The organism is Segatella copri (assembly GCF_009494835.1).
In the GTDB taxonomy this organism is placed as follows: domain Bacteria; phylum Bacteroidota; class Bacteroidia; order Bacteroidales; family Bacteroidaceae; genus Prevotella; species Prevotella copri_F.
This window is the reverse complement of record NZ_VZBE01000023.1, coordinates 13,945-31,671: the sequence shown is the minus strand read 5'-3', so window position 1 is coordinate 31,671 and position 17,727 is coordinate 13,945. Positions and strand designations below refer to the sequence as shown.

Below are 17,727 nucleotides of genomic sequence, written 5' to 3'. Positions count from 1 at the left end.
TTAAAAATGAAACAATTGCTTTAGTTCTTTATCTTAAATGGAATCCTCCAAACATTGGCAGTTTGAGTGCCGCTGCCACGTTGTGATACAAAATAGATGTATTTGCCGTCTTTACTCCATACAGGACTCAAATCGTCTGCAGCATGGTAGGTAATCTGTGTTAGGTTACTTCCGTCTATATGGCAAACAAAGATGTCTGTATTAGGGTATACCTTATTTTGGCTATTCTGTCCGGCTACATCAACAACTTTCATACTGCTGCCTACCATCAATATCCATTTTCCGTCAGGCGAAATAGTAGGAGAGGTGAAGCTGCGGTTCCCTTCTGATACGATGCATTCTTCAACTCCTGTTTCTGTATTGATTCTCCATATCTCATTGTTTCCAATGCCTGAAGATCTTACACAGAGAATGTCTGTGGTGTTAGGAACTGGTATGGCATTGAATCCAGACGTAAAGTTGGAGAAAGAGTTGTCGTTGAATTGATAATTCCAAATGCCAAAGCTGCCAGAGTTTTCTTTACGGCAAAATAAGATTTGACTCATGTCGGCATTGTAAGATGGAGAAAAGTCGAACTCGTTTGCTGTTACCTGTCGGCAACCATATCCTTTGTTTGCGTCTGTGATGAAAATGCGATTGGAAGAACCATTCTTTTCGGTGAAACAGATTTTCTGTCCGTCAGGCGAATAAGAAAAATCTATTACTTGCTGGCGATTGGTGCGCTGCTGCGTAGTTCCAGCACCTGTCAGGTTTTTCAGATAGATGTTTGAATTGTTGGTCTTATAGGATAAGAAAGCTAATTTTTCTTCAGTAGGTGACATGGCGATAACTCTGCCAGACCACCATGTAATTTTCTTGCCTCTTCTTTTAACTTCCGGCATGCACAAGCAATCGTTGTCTGAAGTGATTTTCTTGAAATCAAGTCCGCTTTCTTCGCCGACGGCAACAATAGAGTAGTCTACAGATTGAGCCATAGCAGGCAATGAGAGACCTAAAAGTAATAGCAAAGCATTTAATTTTCTAGTGCTCATATACATTATTATATATACAAGCCGACTCTCCAAAGCTTGTGATATAACATTTGAAAGTAGGACATAAAAAAAGCGCGGGAGTCTGTACTCGTCACTCATCCCGCTCTTCGAGGCCTTCGCACTGCCCATCAAGTCTGAACGAGCAACGCAGAAGCCCACGCCGATAGTATATAACAATCCCTGCATCCTATCAAAAAAATAGGATGTTAAGGTGTACAATCTACCCACTTGGACATCTACTGTTGCTTTCGTTTTTGACTTGACTTTGAAAGTTGCGAAGTTTCGAAGAGCCAAAACAAAGCGTAAGTAAACGCCTTTCCCTTATGTCTTGATCCTTTAGTCCCCAAGCCAATCGTCATCGTTACGAGAGATAATCTTATCCTTTACAATCGGCGCGAACTTCAGCTCTCTTTTACAAGAGTATTTAAGAATCGCTGCAAAGGTAGATAAAAAATGTGTAATCGCCAAACGTTTTAGTTAAAATCTTTGTAAAACATTAAAAATATTTAGTTTCCCCATTTGTGTATCCTAATAAAAATGTATGTGTGGTCTGGAAAAAGTCTCTCATAAAAATGTAATAGATTCTACTATCTCACCATTTTTTCGTACTATTCCTTTGCTTGTATCATTATTTTTTGTAACTTTGCCGAAAGATTTTAAAACGGCAGCAATATGAAATATCCTATAGGAATACAAGAGTAGAACGTATCTATGGACGTGAGGAGTTGACCGAGACTTTAGGTAGTCGTTTTAAGGCAGTGTTGGGGAAAGCTTATCAGAAGACAGAAATGAGGGCTGTCGTATTGATTGATGAATACGATAAGCAACTATTTTTCTCTTATTTTCTGCATATTCTTGCAGAAAAGTAAGCAAAAATGATAAATTTGCAGCAAAAAGCAATAATTTTTGGGAATTTATGCTTGATATTGTAGAAAAAGTCTTAACTTTGCAGCGGATTTGAGAAAATAAGCAGTTTCCGGCTATCAGAAAATGAGAAATTATGAAGCTGTCAGAAAGATGAGGAATCATGAAGATGATGATAAGGAGGCTGGCTTTCTCTTCCACAGTTTACACTTATAACAACTTTATAAATTAAAAGATTCGATTATGAAAGTAGCAATTGTTGGTGCAAGTGGCGCAGTAGGACAGGAATTCCTGCGTATCCTTGCTGAGAGAAATTTCCCTATGGATGATTTGGTGTTGTTTGGTTCTGAGCGTTCTGCCGGACGAAAATACAACTTCAAGGGAAAGGACTATGAGGTCAAACTTTTGCAGCATAACGATGACTTTAAAGATGTCGATATTGCTTTCACATCTGCTGGTGGCGGCACTTCAGAGGAGTTTGCCGAGACTATCACCAAGTATGGTGCCGTGATGATTGATAACTCTAGCGCATTCCGTATGTGCGACGACGTGCCTCTGGTTGTGCCTGAGGTAAATGCTGAGGATGCCCTGAACCGCCCTCGCAACATCATCGCCAACCCTAACTGTACCACCATCATGATGGTTGTAGTGTTGAAGCCTATCGATAACTTGAGCCATATCAAGAAGATTCATATCTCTTCTTACCAGAGTGCTTCAGGTGCTGGTGCTGCTGCCATGGCTGAACTTGAGCAGCAGTATAAGGATATCATCGAGACCGGTAAGACTGAGCATATCAATAAGTTCCCTCATCAGTTGGCATACAATGTCATTCCACAGATTGACAAGATGACTCCTAACGATTACACCAAGGAGGAGATGAAGATGTATAACGAGACCCGCAAGATTATGCACTCTGATGTTCGCACCAGTGCTACCTGCGTTCGCGTTTCTTCACTCCGTTCTCACTCAGAGAGTGTTTGGTTCGAGACAGAGAAGCCATTGGCAGTAGAGGACATCCGCAAGGCTTTGGAGGCTGCTCCAGGCGTAACCGTAAAGGATGATGCCCAGAACTACGTTTATCCAATGCCATTGGAGAGTGCCGGTAAGGACGATGTATATGTAGGTCGTATCCGCAAGGATCTGGCTGATGACAATGGTAACACATTGTGGTTGACCGGTGACCAGATTCGTAAGGGTGCTGCCCTGAACGCTGTTCAGATTGCTGAGTACTTGATTAAGGTGGGCAACGTAAAGTAAGCCATACCTTATTTATATAAAAGAATATGAGGAAGTTAAGGGATAATGAATTTTATCTCTTAACTTCTTTTCGTCTTTATACGATTCTGAATAGAAAAGTAAGAATATGCTTGAAAGATTCAAACAATTACTCGGTGAGATGAACCGGGACATTTATGAGAAGGAGACGGAGATATCGCTCTCGCTCCTGGCAGCTCTGGCAGGTGAGAGTATCATCCTGCTGGGACCTCCGGGTGTGGCAAAGAGTATGGTGGCCAGACAGTTGAAGACGGCATTTAGGGATGCTCAGAGCTTTGAGTATCTGATGTCGCGATTCTCTACACCCGATGAAATCTTCGGTCCGGTGAGCATTCAGAAACTGAAGACTTCGGATACTTACGAGCGTGCGGTGGAGGGTTATCTGCCTACTGCCGATGTGGTTTTCCTTGATGAAATCTGGAAGGCGGGACCTGCTATCCAGAACACGCTCCTTACGGTGATTAACGAGAAAATCTTCAGAAACGGCAATCGGGAAATGCATCTTCCTCTGAAACTTCTCGTGGCGGCAAGCAATGAGTTGCCGGCTAAGGGAGAAGGACTGGAGGCGCTTTGGGACCGATTCGTTATCAGAATAGAAAGCCGACCGATTAAGCTGGAGAAGAATTTCCGGGCGATGCTGCTGGAGGCTCCCACGGATTTCTTAGGTCCCACAGATTTCACAGATTCCACAGATTCTTCTGGTTCTATGGGGAAATCTGATTCCGCAGATTTTTCTGATTTGAAGATTACTGCTGAGAAGTATGCTGAATGGGCGGAGAAAATCAGTAAGATTGGCGTGAAAGAGGCGGTGCTCGATGCGATTTCTGCCATCCGTAAATCTCTGAGAGCCGTGAATGTGGATGAGGCTGCCGAGCGCAGAAACATCTATGTGAGTGACCGAAGATGGAAGAATATCGTCCGCCTGCTTCGCACTTCTGCCTTCATGCAGGATAGGGAAGAGGTGGATATCTGCGATTTGCTTCCTATCTACCATTGTCTGTGGCAGGAGCCGGAAGAGCGGGATGCTATCCGAAACATCGTGATCCGTGCCCTCTTTTCTCCTTTTGCAGATAAACTCGTGGAGATGAAGAATGCGCTTGCTGAGGATATTAAGTATCATCGTGTACGCAGGAATCCGGAGGATGGAAGGGATTACGAGGGAGAGATAGAAAACCTTTCGGATGGCTTGAACTCGCTGGAAAGGCAGTTGGGCGAGAATCTCTTCGCATCTGCTGATGATAAGGCGGAAATATCGGCTTATCTCCGTGATTTCTATAAGGAGCTGGCGTTTACCCGTCAGGATACGATGAAACTTTATGAGGTTTAATCGCCTCCTATTACATTATTATATATAGAAGAATCTAAACATGATGAATGAACAGAAAATCTTGACTCCAGAGTTGGAGGCGCGTGTTCACCAGGCTGTGGATAACTTTATGCAGGGCTATGGCTGCTGCCAGTCGGTAGTGGCTGCCTTTGCCGATTTGTATGGTCTTGATGATGAGATGGCGAAGCGCATTGGTGCCGGCTTCGGTGGTGGAGTAGGCAGAATGAGAATGATGTGTGGTGCTGTTTCGGGCATCGTGGTGCTCGTTGGCTTGGATTGCGGACAGACCGAGGGGGATGACCGCGAGGGCAAGTCGGCATGCTATAAGGTGGTGCAGGATTTGCTCGCCAAATCGAAGGAGCAGAACGGCAGTATCATCTGTGCCGAAATCCTCGGTTTGAAGGGCCACGAGAAAGCGCAGTCCAGCTATGTGGCTTCGGCAAGAACGGCAGAATATTACAAGTCTCGCCCTTGCGCAGCCAAAGTAGAGAGTGCTGCAAGAATCTTCGCAGAATATCTAATGGAGAAAAAATAAGGATTTACTCCTATGAAATATCAGAATAACAAGGACTTGGCGGAGGCACAGTATTACTTGAAGATGCTGGATGACTTCTGCAAGTCGGGACAGGTGAAGATTCCTGATCCGACAGGCACCGCCATGCCTTGGAATTTGAAGGAAGACCCGCTGAAGGATTATCTCATTCATCTCTTCACCCTGAAAGTAACCATAGAAGAAACTGGCGAAGAGGTGCAGAAATTCGTGCGACAGGTGGTAAACAGCAAGATTAAGAGCAAGGTGTTCTATGATAGCGTGGGAAAGTTTATCGTGGAATGCGTCCACCACATGCGATTCCAGCGCCAGCGTGCCTGGACCGAGAGTCATCGGGCTGATGATGTGCTCGATTGGGCTCCCTTCAAGCGGATGGATGAACTGGTGTGGCTCCCTTTGCTCGACCAGCTGGAACAGGAACATGCTGAAGATGGGTTCGATAAGCCTTTCTTCCTCAAGCTGATGACTGGAGACGGGGCTTCGAAACCCGAAAACTGGGAAAGGCTGGTAAGAGACTGGAAGGTCTGCATCGACCATCAGGTATTGAACAAGCTGAAGGACTTTATCTTGCTCCGTCAGAACAACTTCGAAACAGGACTGGTGCGCATGATGGACCAGATAACCCGCAACATGAAGACGAAGGGCGTTTCGGAACAGCGCGCCGTACAAGCCTGGGAACTGATGACGAACGGATGGACCGAAACGGAGTTTGAACGCCGTCTGAACCAGGTGAAGATTCAGGACAAATATCCCGAAATCAAGGAGATTGTGGCGAAGATGGGACGAGTAGCCGATGCCAACGGCAAAGACCGGCTCACCATCGCATCGGGCGTAGAGATGAAGATGGAGCATTCTGCAGGTAGCGATATCGAGGGCATTACCGTGGGCGATGATCTCAACTCTCTTCTCCCGCTCGAACTGGCACAGTACAGCGATGAAGATATGGAGGGCCTCTTTATCTATAAGTATCGCACGCGAAGACTCCAGACCTTCCGTTATAAGAGCGAAATGTCGAAACCATCCCGCAAACTGGGCTTTACCCATGCCTCCCGCAAGGGGCCGATGATTGTCTGCCTGGACACCTCAGCCAGTATGTATGGCACGCCTGAAAGGATATCCTCAACACTCATCTCTCTGCTGGAAGAGACGGCAGAAGATTTGGAGCGTGACTGCTTCCTGATAGATTTCTCCGTCAGTACCCGTGCCATCGACCTGATGGCGAAGCGCAAGGCAGAGCGCCTGAAGAGAATAGGAATCACTATGATGGAATCAGCCGAAGTAGATACATCTCCGTCCGACGGAGATGGACAGGCGCATACCGGGCGAGGCATCCGGCGGCAGCCTACCACAACCCACCTTCCATTTATCGGAGGCGGAACATCGGCAAAGAAGATGATGACCCAGATGTTCGACCTTCTCGACAACGACGGACTCCATTACGTGAATGCCGATGTGCTTTGGATTACCGACTTCCTGATTCCAGATCCGCCACAGCAGCTGTTGTCGAGATTCCGGGAATACAAGGAGACGGGTACCCGATTCTATGGCATCCGCATCGTGCGTGATGATGACAAGGAGCCGAACGCCTGGAAGGAGTACTTCAATCAGATTTATACCATCCGGTACCGCCCGCTGCGAAGATATTAAAGAAGATGTTAAGGCAGAAAAGGGGTATCAGATGATAATAGAGACATGTATGAAATGTATCAAGAACTTTATCATATGTTACATTTGGCGCAGAATTTCGGTTTTGCGCCATTTTTTTGAATTAAAAATTCCTTAAAATGCTTGGTGATACAAAATATATTTGTACCTTTGTGCTCGGAACAATGAATAATTGTCAGCCAAACAAATTTAGAAAAGAATCAATAAATATAAGCAATTTATACAAAAACTTAAGTAATAAACTAAAATTATGGTAAGCAACAACATTCCACAAGTAAAGCTCGGTATTATTGCCGTTAGCCGTGACTGTTTTCCAATCGCGCTTTCTACTCAGCGCCGTGAGAACATCGTAAAAGAGTACAAGGGTGAAATCTTCAACTGCCAGACTACAGTTGAGAACGAGAAAGATATGCTCAAGGCTTTGGGCGAAGTGAAAGAGCAGGGCTGCAACGCTTTGGTTGTATTCCTCGGTAACTTCGGTCCTGAGACTCCTGAGACTTTGATTGCAAAGAACTTCGATGGTCCTTGTATGTTTGTTGCAGCTGCAGAGGGTGACGGCGACATGATTAATGGTCGTGGCGACGCTTACTGCGGTATGCTCAACTGCTCTTACAACCTCGGCATGCGCCACCTGAAGGGTTACATCCCTGAGTATCCTGTAGGTACAGCAGAGGACGTAGCTAAGATGATTCAGGACTTCGTTCCTGTAGCTCGCGTTATCATCGGTTTGAAGGGCTTGAAGATTATCACCTTCGGTCCACGTCCACAGGACTTCTTCGCTTGCAACGCTCCTATCAAGGGCTTGTACGAACTCGGTGTTGAGATTGAGGAGAACTCAGAGCTCGACCTTCTCGTAGCTTACAAGGAGCACGAGAACGACCCACGTATCGACGAGGTTTGCGCTGATATGGCCAAGGAGATGGGCGAAGGCTGCTACTATCCTGACCTCAGCCGCAGAATGGCACAGTTTGAGTTGACATTGCTCGACTGGGCAGAGGCTCACAAGGGTTCTCGCCAGTATGTAGCATTCGCTGACAAGTGCTGGCCTGCATTCCCAAGCCAGTTCGGTTTCGAGCCTTGCTATGTAAACAGCCGTCTCGTTAGCCGTGGCATTCCTGTAGCTTGCGAGGTAGATATCTATGGTGCACTCTCTGAGTACATCGGTATGTGTGCTTCTGACGATACCGTTACATTGCTCGATATCAACAACTCTGTTCCTCAGTATATCTATGATGAGGACATCAAGGGCAAGTACGATTATAAGTTGACTGATACCTTCATGGGCTTCCACTGCGGTAACACTCCACAGTGCAAGATGTGCTCTAGCCGTAAGATTAAGTATCAGCTCATCCAGAACCGTTTGTTGGAGAATGGTGGTAAACCAGACTTCACCCGTGGTACTTTGGAGGGTGATATCGCAGCTTCTGACATCACATTCTACCGTCTGCAGTGCGATTCTGAGGGCAACCTCCGCAGCTACATCGCAGAGGGTGAGGTTCTCGATGTTCCTACCCGTTCATTCGGTGGTATCGGTATCTTCGCCATCAACGAGATGGGCCGCTTCTATCGTCACGTATTGATTCAGAAGGGTTATCCACATCACGGAGCCGTAGCATTCTCTCACGTAGGTAAGACCTTGTTCGAGGTATTCAAGTATCTCGGCATCAAGGATATCGCTTACAACCAGCCAGCTAGCCTGCCTTACCCAACAGAGAATCCTTGGAAGTAAATTGAGTGAAGAGAGAAGAGTGAAGAAACAAAGTTCGGCGGCCGAAGGGAAAGCCAATTCATTTGCTCTTCTTTCTAAACTGAGTTCATAAAAGATAAGGGCGATTGCTTATCCCTTGCGTAGGGAATAGCAATCGCCCTTTTTATGTTTTCCTGGAAGGAGATTACCTGATGATAATCTCCTTTACGAATGGTTTGCTTATTTCGTATTTTCCAACGCTTCCTGTTTCTGCGGAATCACCACCGAAGCCCCGATGCTGACGAGCAGTACGAGGATGATGAATACCAACGAACTGACTGCATCAATCTCGAAGAAATCGTGGATGAGCATCTTCACACCGATGAACACCAGCAGCACACTCACACCCACCTTCAGATAGCGGAACTTATCTGCTATCGCTGCCAGCAGGAAGAAGAGGGCACGCAAGCCCAGGATGGCGAAGATATTCGAGAAGAACACCACGAACGGATCGAGCGATACCGAGAAAACGGCTGGAATGCTGTCGAAGGCGAAAATCAGGTCGCAGAACTCGATGAACACCACCGTCATCACCAGCGGACCCAGATGCAGGCGCTTCTGCATGAACTTCACTACCGGATGCTCCAGGGCATTGATCTCTTCCTTCTTGTTCCTGTTGAGGAACATCTTGGCACCGCTGTAAACCAGGAATCCTCCGAATACGAGTAATATCCAGGCGAACCGGCTGATGAGCGCAGCACCCGCAAAGATGAAAACGAAGCGCAGCACGATGGCTCCCAGAATACCCCAGTTCAGTACGTGCTGGTAATCTTTCTTGTCTACTCCGAACGAGGTGAAAATCATCATCATCACGAAGAGATTATCTACCGAGAGCGTTTTCTCTATCAGATAACCCGAGATGTAGGAGATGGTCATATAGTGCCGGTATTGCTGCAGACTCCCCTCATAGTTGTTCGGGTCCAGTTTGAGATGAGAAGCATAGCGCGAGGCTATCAGCTTCAGGTCGTCGAAGTTCTCTATGCCGTGCACCATGTCTCCATGGAAATAGATGAATACGGCGAAGGCGAGCGCGAGAATAATCCATACAGCCGTCCATGAACCGGCTTCCTTGATAGACACCACATGTGCCTTTCGGTCGATGACCAGCATGTCTAATACGAGTATGGCGGCGATAAATATCACGAAGCCCACCAAAAACATCGATTCAGTAAAAACATGTTCCATTTTTCTTTATCCTTAATCTATTTAGTATATACCATTGAATCTTAAAATCATTTCATCTATTAGAAACGTGGGCGCAAAATTAGGAAAAATATCTGGAATAGCGAAGGTTCCGGTGCAAAACTTAATTGATTTTAACTTGAAAGGCAGGAATGTAACAGGTTTGTAATAATAGCGCTGTGAGAACCGGCAAAAAAGGCGTTTTAAAGGTAAAAAAGTAAAAAAGTAAAAAGGTAAAAAGGTAAAAAGAGCCTAGCGGAATGTTAAGCTAGGGGGCTCTTTTTACCCTTTTACCTTTTAAAGGCTCTTTTACCTTTTCTTAGTCAGCACATAGTGCTTAGCCATGGCGCCTTCAGGCTCATTGCCCAGCGAATCGGTCCTGATGAGGCTGTTGGCATCCTTTACCTTGTAGTAAGATGTCTCGCCGCTCGATGGACGGGTGATTTCTACCACGTTGTTAGCCAATACCTTGAAGATACCGCTCGCTTCGTCGTGACCATCCTTGCGCTCCAGATAGTCGGCTGAGTACTGGTAGGTGCTGTCGGCGTTGAGCGTCAAAACGGTCTTGATGCCCGGACAGTCGGCAGCAGGGAGAGTACCCTCATAGGTGCCGGCAATGGAATCGAGAATGACATCGTTGGAATTGAGCGAATCATTTTCAGCATAACTGAGGCTATCCTGGCCAGCCCCCTGGCTATTTGTCTTCTTGCCATTGCAGGAGACAACTGACAATGCAGCGATGACGGCTGCTGTCAAAACTAATTTCTTTTTCATACTATACTGCTTTTTAATTGTTACTTATTTACGGAATCTCTTCTCTTAGAGAGCACTTTCCCCGAGAAGGATTTCTCTTCGCAAAAATAGTGTTTTATTCTGATATCCGCAAGTTTTACACAGAAAATTATAGAATATTATACTATTTTCTTAATTGATGATGACTGGCACAATCTCTTCTTCGCTAGGCCAATGAGGCAGATAGAAGAGCGGGCGAGGGGTGCCGCCCAAGCCCGTCCAGTCTATCTGTTTCACAAAGTCGAAATCGGGAGGACCGAAGTCGAAACTTCTGCCGTAGAGCACGATGGCGCCTCTGCCTTCATCTATCTTCCACAAACCGCCCCCGTAGGTGCATTGCTCGCCGGGTGACAGCATGTCACGGTGAAGATAGACACGCCCGAACTTCAGTACTCCGTCTCTGTTGATAATGAATTTCTGAAACATCTCTATTTCTGGTTTATTCAATGAAATCTGTATTCCGATTGATTCAATGTAATGAGAGAATTATTTCTTCTTCCAAAACAGTTTGTCTATGAAATCATAGCGCTTCTCCATCTGGGCATCAGTTTTTACGACGGTATTCACGTCTATCTGAAGCACAGGGGCTACTGCCTTGCCGTTGGTGGATGGCCACTCAGGCAGACCCAGACCATTCGGATTGCCGGTCTTTACGAAATTGACGTAATACTGGTTGAAGATGTCGCTGATCATATAATCCTCCGGCTGCCAGTTGAACACGCGGTTGGTTGGCAATGTACCCATTGCATACTCGATGTCGGCAGAATGAACGGCTCCCTTATCCTGTGGAGCTGGAGTTGCATCTTCCTTAGCATCTACCACGCCGCCAGCCAAAGCTGCCACCTTACCCTTGATGGCCATAGCAGGACGAGGATGGCAATAGCGGTAGCGGTAAACAGGCTGTCCGCCGGTCAGCTTGTGCATGTTGCCCCACTTCCATGTAGAATAATCGAGGAAGATATCCGAAGCCAGATTCACACCCGGCTGCTCCAATACATCCTTATCGCTGTTGATGCCGTAGAGGCGGAAGAGTTCTTCGGTGTTCTCTTCTCCAAATGTAGCCTTGGCACCCGCCTTCAGATTCTCGACGGTAGGCTGCTTGCCCATCAATACCGCCCATGGAGTCATCTCCTGGTTGTTACCGCCAATGAGCAGAGGCACCTTGGTCTGCTCGCCCTTGGCAAATACCTCTACAGGCTGTTCTTTCATAAAATATCCGTCGATATTATAGACAGGAACCGCTCTTACTTCCGCCAGCTTCATCAGTTCCTCGGCAGGAAGGGCACGAAGGTCGTTGAGATTCTTCATTCCGACCTTCTTTCCCACCTTCTTGCCGTTTTTCTTACCTATCTTCTCGGCTATTTTCTGGGCAAGCTGCACGCCTTCTTCCTCGGCCTCCTTCAGCGTAGCCACCTTCTTGAATCCCATCACCGAACCACTGGAACCCATTGCCTGCGCAAAGAGTCCCTGACAGAGAGGGGAAGCCATCAGGGCGCTGACCGACATGGAACCTGCCGATTCGCCTACGATGGTGATGCGGTTAGGGTCGCCGCCGAAAGCCTCGATGTTATCCTTTACCCACTGGATGGCAGCCACCTGGTCCATGAATCCATAGTTGCCGGAACCCTTGTAGGATGTTTCCTTAGAGAGCTGTGGGTGGGCGAAGAATCCGAAGATGCCCTCACGATAGTTGGCTGTGATGGAGATGATGCCCTTGCGTGCCATCGCATCGCCCGCATATCGAGGTTCGCTTCCGCTACCTGCCATCAATCCTCCGCCGTTGAAATAAATGAGTACCGGCAGATGCTCCTTCATGGTCTTTGCCGGTGTCCATATATTAAGGTAGAGGCAATCCTCGCTGTTGGTCTTCGCACCGAAGTTCATATCGCCGAAGAGAGGTTCCTGCATCGGGTTCGGTCCGAACTCCTTGGCCTCGCGAACGCCCTGCCATTTCTGTACAGGCTGCGGAGCCTTCCAGCGGAGATTTCCTACCGGAGGGGCAGCGAACGGAATACCCTTGAATACTGTGATGCCTGAGAGGTCTTTTCCTTCGAGGATACCTTCGGCAGTCGTTACCTGAGTCTGCGCCATCATTCCCATACCAGGGAGCAGAAAGGCGATGGATAAGAGTAGTTTTTTCATATCGTAAATCTGTTAGTTTTGCAATAATACTGCAAATATAATCAAAATATCGTTACCTTGTTTTATTCAGTCCCATTTTTTAAATCTTTTTGTAAAAAGGCAATGCTTTCACTCTTCTTTCATTTATTTGTAACACGAAAGTAACATCCTTTAAATACCTTTGCAGCGGTATAAAGTATTACAGCATTATCCGCAAAACTCCTTTCGGCAATTCGCTGACGATTGATTTGGCAAAGGCGGCGATAGACGGCGAGCAGTTGGGTGCAGATGAACTATATGGCAGCCGCGGAGACTCTGGTGTGCTCTTGGAATGACATAGCTGTAGAAGTTTTGGACAGATATCAATATTTAATTGACAGACAACAAAATAGATTGGCCATTTAATCGTTATATTATATAATAAGGTATAGTTTTATTTTGAGAGTAATATGAAAAAATGGCATTTATGGTTGGCGGCTTCCATCGGACTGGTGGTCATCGTTGGAATGATGATTCGGGAGTTTGATGTGGAAGTTCTGAGCAGGATAGATTTGTCTCCCAGGTTCTTTCTGGGGGTAGTAATGGGCGTGTTGCTCTTTGCGGTCCAGAATCTGATGCTCACCCTCCGTTTCCGTCATCTCTGCCAGCGTAAGTTATCCGTTGCCGAGGCGTTCCGCATCAATGTGCTCTGCGAGTTTACTTCTGCCGTCACTCCTTCGGCGGTGGGGGGAAGTGGTTTGGCTTTTGTCTATCTCAATCGCGAGGGAGTTTCTATGGGCAGAAGCATCTTCACTATGTTTGCAGCCCTGCTGGCTGATGAGGCATTCCTTGCCATCAGTTGCGTGTTGCTCTATTTCTGTGTTCCATCGCATCTCTTGTTCAGCTTGGCTGATGGAGTGGGGATTTCTGCGGATGCTACGAACGAATGGATTAAGGGCGGAGTGCAGGTTATTTTCATCGTCAGCACCCTTATCGTTGCTGTCTGGACGGCCATCCTCTACCTCTTGTTGTTGCATCGTCCTCAGATTCTGGGCTGGGTATTGAAGGGGTGCTGCAAGATTCCTTTTCTCCATAAGTTTCTGCCGAAGGTAGAAAAGTTTTCCGAGGAGATGACGATGGCTTCGAAGGAGGCAAAACAGGAGGGCGGAAGATTCTGGCTGCAGCTGATGGGTTATACTTCCCTGGCGTGGCTGTCGAGATTCGCCATCGTGGTAGCTATTCTCATTGCCTTCCATTGTCAGGGCAACATGCTGGTGGCTTGGTGCCGCCAATGGGTGATGTGGATGATTTCCATTCTGAGTCCTACGCCTGGCGGAAGTGGCGTGGCAGAGTTGATGTTCCGCCTTTATTATGCCGATTTCCTGCCCGATGCCTCAGTAGCCATCCTTGCCGCCATGCTCTGGCGCGCCATCTTCTATTACCCTTTTCTGGTGATGGGCACCCTGGTCTTGCCGAAATGGATAGCAAGGAAATAAGATTGAAACAATCTCGATACTTCAAAATTTTCGTCCATAGACGAAAAAATGATGGAAATAAGGAAATTTTCGTCTATAGACGAAAATCTTGTTAAAAACAGAGATATTTTCGTCTATACACGAAAAAAATGCTATCTTTGCACAAAAATTCGAGTATGAACGAAAATATAGAATCAGTAAAGAAGTATAATCTTTGGTTCGGTAACACCATCGATTGTGGTTTTCCTCGTCCGCTTTATACCGAAAGTGTCGCTTCATATATTGGCAGCAAGGTGGTGAAGGTACTTACGGGACAACGACGTGTGGGAAAAAGTTATATATTGCGTCAAACTGCCATGCATCTTGTGCAACAGGGGATCAGCAGCAATAATATTGTCTTTATCAACCGAGAACTGACGGCGTTCGATTTTATAGAGAACTATAAGGATTTGGACAATTTTATTCGTCTGTACCGGGAGGAATTAAAGCCTGAAGGGCGAATCTACATCTTTATAGATGAAGTGCAGGATATTGATGGTTGGGAACGTGTAGTCAACTCGCTGTCTCAGGATTATACTGAAGATTACGAGATATTTATCACAGGTTCTAATTCAAAGATGTTCTCAGGAGAATTATCCACTCTTCTATCTGGTAGATATGTGGAATTTCACATATTCCCGTTGTCTTACGGGGAATATGCTAGCATTCATCAGCTCCCTGTCGGCAGAGAGAGTTATTTGACGTATATGGCTGATGGAGGTTATCCTGAACTCGTGCATTTCCAGTCTTCCGATGTAAAGCGTAACTATATTTCGGGATTGAAGGATACGGTATTACTGAAAGACATCATACGCAGATATACGATTCGCGATGTAAGACTGCTCGAAGATTTGTTTGCCTATCTGGTTAATAATTCTTCCAATCTTCTTTCTGTTACCAATATTACCAACTTCATAAAAAGCAAAGGACGCAAGACTTCGTATGATACAGTATCTCTATATTTGGGATATATAGAAGAAGTTTATCTTGCACATCGTGCTTTGCGCTACAATATCAAAGGGAAGGAGATCCTTTCTGGCAGCTGTAAATACTATATGAACGATTTGTCGTTTAAAAATTATCTCTATGCCGGATTCGGCTATGGAGCTGGGTATCTGTTGGAGAATCTTGTTTATCTAGAGTTGTTGCGTCATGGATATGATGTATATGTGGGTAGCATTAAGGATAAAGAGGTTGATTTTGTTGCCATCAAGAACGATCGTACCATATATGTACAAACCACTTATATGCTTGTAGATGAGCAGACCATAGAGCGTGAATATGCTCCGCTGGAATGTATAGCAGATAACTATGAAAAAGTTGTAGTGTCGCTTGATGATCTCCAGTTGCCTTCTCGCAAGGGTATTACGCATGTAAGGGCATGGGAATTGTCTCAGATGTTATAGTTTCATTCCGAATAGTGGGTAGCTGTTATTTTACCATATAAAAAAGGTGTACATCGTTTGTTTTTTTGAAGTCAAACGATGTACACTTTTTGATAAATTTCTCTTTCCTTTAGAAACTGACATAGAGTCGGGCACTAAGTGCCGTGAAATCTCCATTGTCGTTTTTTATGTATTGGAACGATGGCTGAAGGGATATGGATTCCGTCAGCTGTCTTTTCCATGTTACTTCCAGCGAATATTCCGAACCTTGCTGGAAGCGGGCGTACTGGCCCGACAGACCGCACTCGTTCTTATCGTCCTGATAGGCACCGCCCAGTTCTGCGTATCGGTAGCAGGCATTCTGATGACTGGTGTTCTCGGAATATTGCACCATGCACGAAATGTTCTTGTCGCCAGCCTTCCAAACGCTCTGCTCTCCGTAAATCCACCAGCCACAGGTTGTTTTGCCCTTGGATTCATCGGCAGAAACCATATCGCCATCCTCGTTGATTGGATATTGACGGGTATGGACGGCAACACCCGCAAAATATTTTCCACCTTTATGTTCATACTCCAACTGCGACATGTTGAAGATTCCATCTTTCTTCGGGCGAACAAGGAAAGGATTGTCGTGGGCTTTCCAACCATTATATCCTGCACCATTATACAGACTGTTTCTGAAAGTCCATTTTCCCTTGGTTACATCAAAGTAAAGGGTCAAGCCCGAATACGGATAGTTGGCTATCGGATAGCTGGAAGCAACCGTAGGGAAGATTCCCTCAGAACTGTTCAGGAAAAGTGCCGTAACATCAGAGGTAAAGAAATCCTCGTTCACGTTTCTCACACCCACAAACAGATGGCCCGAATTCCACTCGTGCATGTAGCCAAGCACGGCAAGCATGGCGAAATTATTATCCGCATCTATGTTCGAAAATCCCTGCCAGTCATCAATAATACCATCGTTGGTTTTTGCCACATGCAGCGTGGCCGCCTCGAACGAATCCTTTCCTTTTCCTATCGGAACACTCAGTTCCAATCTCAGCTGATTGATCAGATTGGTATTCTTGTTCATGTCCCATTGCCATTCAGAAATATATTGTCCGTTAAAGCTCTGTGCATAAGCAAGGCAAATATTGATGCAGCCTAAAATAATAAAAATAATTCTCTTCATTTCTTAATGTTTTGTATAATTTCTTGTTCGCTTGCCCGCCGCCTGCGAGCATTTCTCTAATTCATGCTGCAAAGGTAATGGATATTTCAAGATCCTGCAATACTTAATAGTTGGTATTTTTATTTATTCTAAATAGATAAATGCTCTTTCTATCCCCATTTCTAGGTATTGTGATTTCATTTTTATGGATAAAATTCCGCCTAGTCACTATTTTTAGGTATTACTAGTCACTATTTTTAGGTATTAAATGAATGCCAACAATAATATTTAAAAAAAATCTTTGTCTTATCAGATATATATTCGTACCTTTGCATCGTTTTTAAAAAAAGTTAGAAAATGAAGAAGATATTAAATCCATATTTGAACAAGGAGGGTTACAACTGCGTTTGCTGTGCCCCAAACAATCCTGTGGGATTGCATCTTGAGTTTTGGGAAGAGGGTGAGGATGTGCTTACCATCTGGAATCCCGGCGAGAATTATCAGGGCTGGATCAATACCCTGCATGGCGGAATCATCAGTATGCTGATGGATGAAGTGGCAGGCTGGGTCATCAACCGCAAACTGCAGACCACGGGTGTGACGATGCAGCTCAACGTGAAGTACAAGAAGCCTGTAATGACCACCGATTCGCAGATTACGGTGCGTGGTCACATCGCCAGTCAGCGCCGCAACATCGTCACCATCCACCTGACTCTGGAGAACTCCCAAGGCGAGGTTTGTGATGAGGGCGAAGCCATCTACTTTACCTTTGGTCCTGATAAAGCCAAGGAGATGGGATTCGACAGCTGCAAGGTAGAGGGGGAGGAATAACTCTCCCCACTTGTTTGTAATGCTGGAGTCTTTCTTGAAGTTTTGAAAGTTCTTAAAGTTGATCATGCTCAGTCTGCGTTTAAGAGTTCCTTGAATCACAATTCCCCAGAAAGCCGTTTCCTGCCCATTTTGTGGTCTTCATTGATGACCGGCGCCTGCCATCTATTAAGACCAGCCTCGGTCGTCATAGATGACCGACTTTTGGCACAAGAAGACTGTTCTTTCGATTGCCGGTGCAAAGATACAAAAATTCTAAGCAGAAAGCAAGCTTTTTCCGGTAGAATGTTGGAAAATAGTGCGTAAGTAGCTGATGT

At 45.8% G+C, this 17,727-nt stretch carries 14 protein-coding genes and 1 pseudogene; 9 read left to right on the top strand and 6 right to left on the bottom strand.

Features of this window, described 5'->3' with window-relative positions; genetic code table 11:
* Nucleotides 1-20: 20 nt before the first annotated feature.
* Nucleotides 21-1,007, bottom strand: coding sequence for a hypothetical protein (locus F7D47_RS04095; protein ID WP_228112435.1), 987 nt, complete (start codon nt 1,005-1,007; stop codon nt 21-23).
* 677 nt (nt 1,008-1,684) lie between these two features.
* Between F7D47_RS04095 and F7D47_RS04090 the strand changes: the two genes are divergently transcribed.
* The 6 genes and pseudogenes from F7D47_RS04090 (at nt 1,685) to F7D47_RS04065 (ending at nt 8,441) form a co-directional block, all read left to right on the top strand.
* Nucleotides 1,685-1,900: an AAA family ATPase gene (locus F7D47_RS04090; RefSeq protein ID WP_367379469.1), complete on the top strand. Its 216-nt coding sequence runs from the start codon at nt 1,685-1,687 to the stop codon at nt 1,898-1,900.
* A gap of 238 nt (nt 1,901-2,138) precedes the next feature.
* Nucleotides 2,139-3,152, top strand: coding sequence for an aspartate-semialdehyde dehydrogenase (locus tag F7D47_RS04085; RefSeq protein WP_006848280.1), 1,014 nt, complete (start codon nt 2,139-2,141; stop codon nt 3,150-3,152).
* A 106-nt stretch (nt 3,153-3,258) separates the two neighbouring features.
* Nucleotides 3,259-4,320 (top strand): annotated as a pseudogene (locus F7D47_RS04080) (AAA family ATPase); the annotation flags it as partial.
* Nucleotides 4,321-4,537: 217 nt separating this feature from the next.
* Nucleotides 4,538-5,032, top strand: coding sequence for a C-GCAxxG-C-C family protein (locus F7D47_RS04075; protein ID WP_006848278.1), 495 nt, complete (start codon nt 4,538-4,540; stop codon nt 5,030-5,032).
* 12 nt (nt 5,033-5,044) lie between these two features.
* Complete coding sequence (locus F7D47_RS04070; RefSeq protein ID WP_153086650.1) at nt 5,045-6,694, top strand: vWA domain-containing protein; 1,650 nt, start codon at nt 5,045-5,047, stop codon at nt 6,692-6,694.
* 268 nt (nt 6,695-6,962) lie between these two features.
* On the top strand, nt 6,963-8,441 hold the full coding sequence (locus F7D47_RS04065; RefSeq protein WP_117728117.1) for an L-fucose/L-arabinose isomerase family protein: 1,479 nt from the start codon (nt 6,963-6,965) through the stop codon (nt 8,439-8,441).
* A 198-nt stretch (nt 8,442-8,639) separates the two neighbouring features.
* Here F7D47_RS04065 and F7D47_RS04060 read toward each other — a convergent pair whose 3' ends face one another.
* The 4 genes from F7D47_RS04060 to F7D47_RS04045 form a co-directional block, all read right to left on the bottom strand.
* Nucleotides 8,640-9,644: a TerC family protein gene (locus F7D47_RS04060; protein ID WP_153086649.1), complete on the bottom strand. Its 1,005-nt coding sequence runs from the start codon at nt 9,642-9,644 to the stop codon at nt 8,640-8,642.
* Nucleotides 9,645-9,950: 306 nt separating this feature from the next.
* Complete coding sequence (locus tag F7D47_RS04055; protein WP_153086648.1) at nt 9,951-10,415, bottom strand: copper resistance protein NlpE; 465 nt, start codon at nt 10,413-10,415, stop codon at nt 9,951-9,953.
* Nucleotides 10,416-10,565: 150 nt separating this feature from the next.
* Nucleotides 10,566-10,859 carry a hypothetical protein gene (locus F7D47_RS04050; protein WP_117587460.1) on the bottom strand — a complete coding sequence of 98 codons (294 nt, stop codon included), beginning with the start codon at nt 10,857-10,859 and terminating at the stop codon, nt 10,566-10,568.
* Between the two features lie 60 nt (nt 10,860-10,919).
* Nucleotides 10,920-12,575: a carboxylesterase/lipase family protein gene (locus tag F7D47_RS04045; protein ID WP_153086647.1), complete on the bottom strand. Its 1,656-nt coding sequence runs from the start codon at nt 12,573-12,575 to the stop codon at nt 10,920-10,922.
* Nucleotides 12,576-13,003: 428 nt separating this feature from the next.
* Here F7D47_RS04045 and F7D47_RS04040 point away from each other — a divergent pair, with 428 nt between their 5' ends.
* Together F7D47_RS04040 and F7D47_RS04035 are read left to right on the top strand one after the other, a co-directional pair.
* On the top strand, nt 13,004-14,029 hold the full coding sequence (locus F7D47_RS04040; protein WP_153086646.1) for a lysylphosphatidylglycerol synthase transmembrane domain-containing protein: 1,026 nt from the start codon (nt 13,004-13,006) through the stop codon (nt 14,027-14,029).
* 155 nt (nt 14,030-14,184) lie between these two features.
* Nucleotides 14,185-15,453 (top strand): ATP-binding protein, encoded by a 1,269-nt coding sequence (locus F7D47_RS04035; protein ID WP_153086645.1) that lies wholly within the window; start codon nt 14,185-14,187, stop codon nt 15,451-15,453.
* Nucleotides 15,454-15,562: 109 nt separating this feature from the next.
* Here the strand turns inward: F7D47_RS04035 and F7D47_RS04030 are convergent, their stop codons facing one another.
* Nucleotides 15,563-16,603: a carbohydrate porin gene (locus F7D47_RS04030; RefSeq protein ID WP_153086644.1), complete on the bottom strand. Its 1,041-nt coding sequence runs from the start codon at nt 16,601-16,603 to the stop codon at nt 15,563-15,565.
* Nucleotides 16,604-16,939: 336 nt separating this feature from the next.
* On the opposite strand from F7D47_RS04030, the gene F7D47_RS04025 reads away from it, so the two are divergent.
* On the top strand, nt 16,940-17,413 hold the full coding sequence (locus F7D47_RS04025) for a PaaI family thioesterase (protein WP_117662115.1): 474 nt from the start codon (nt 16,940-16,942) through the stop codon (nt 17,411-17,413).
* Nucleotides 17,414-17,727: the final 314 nt, after the last annotated feature.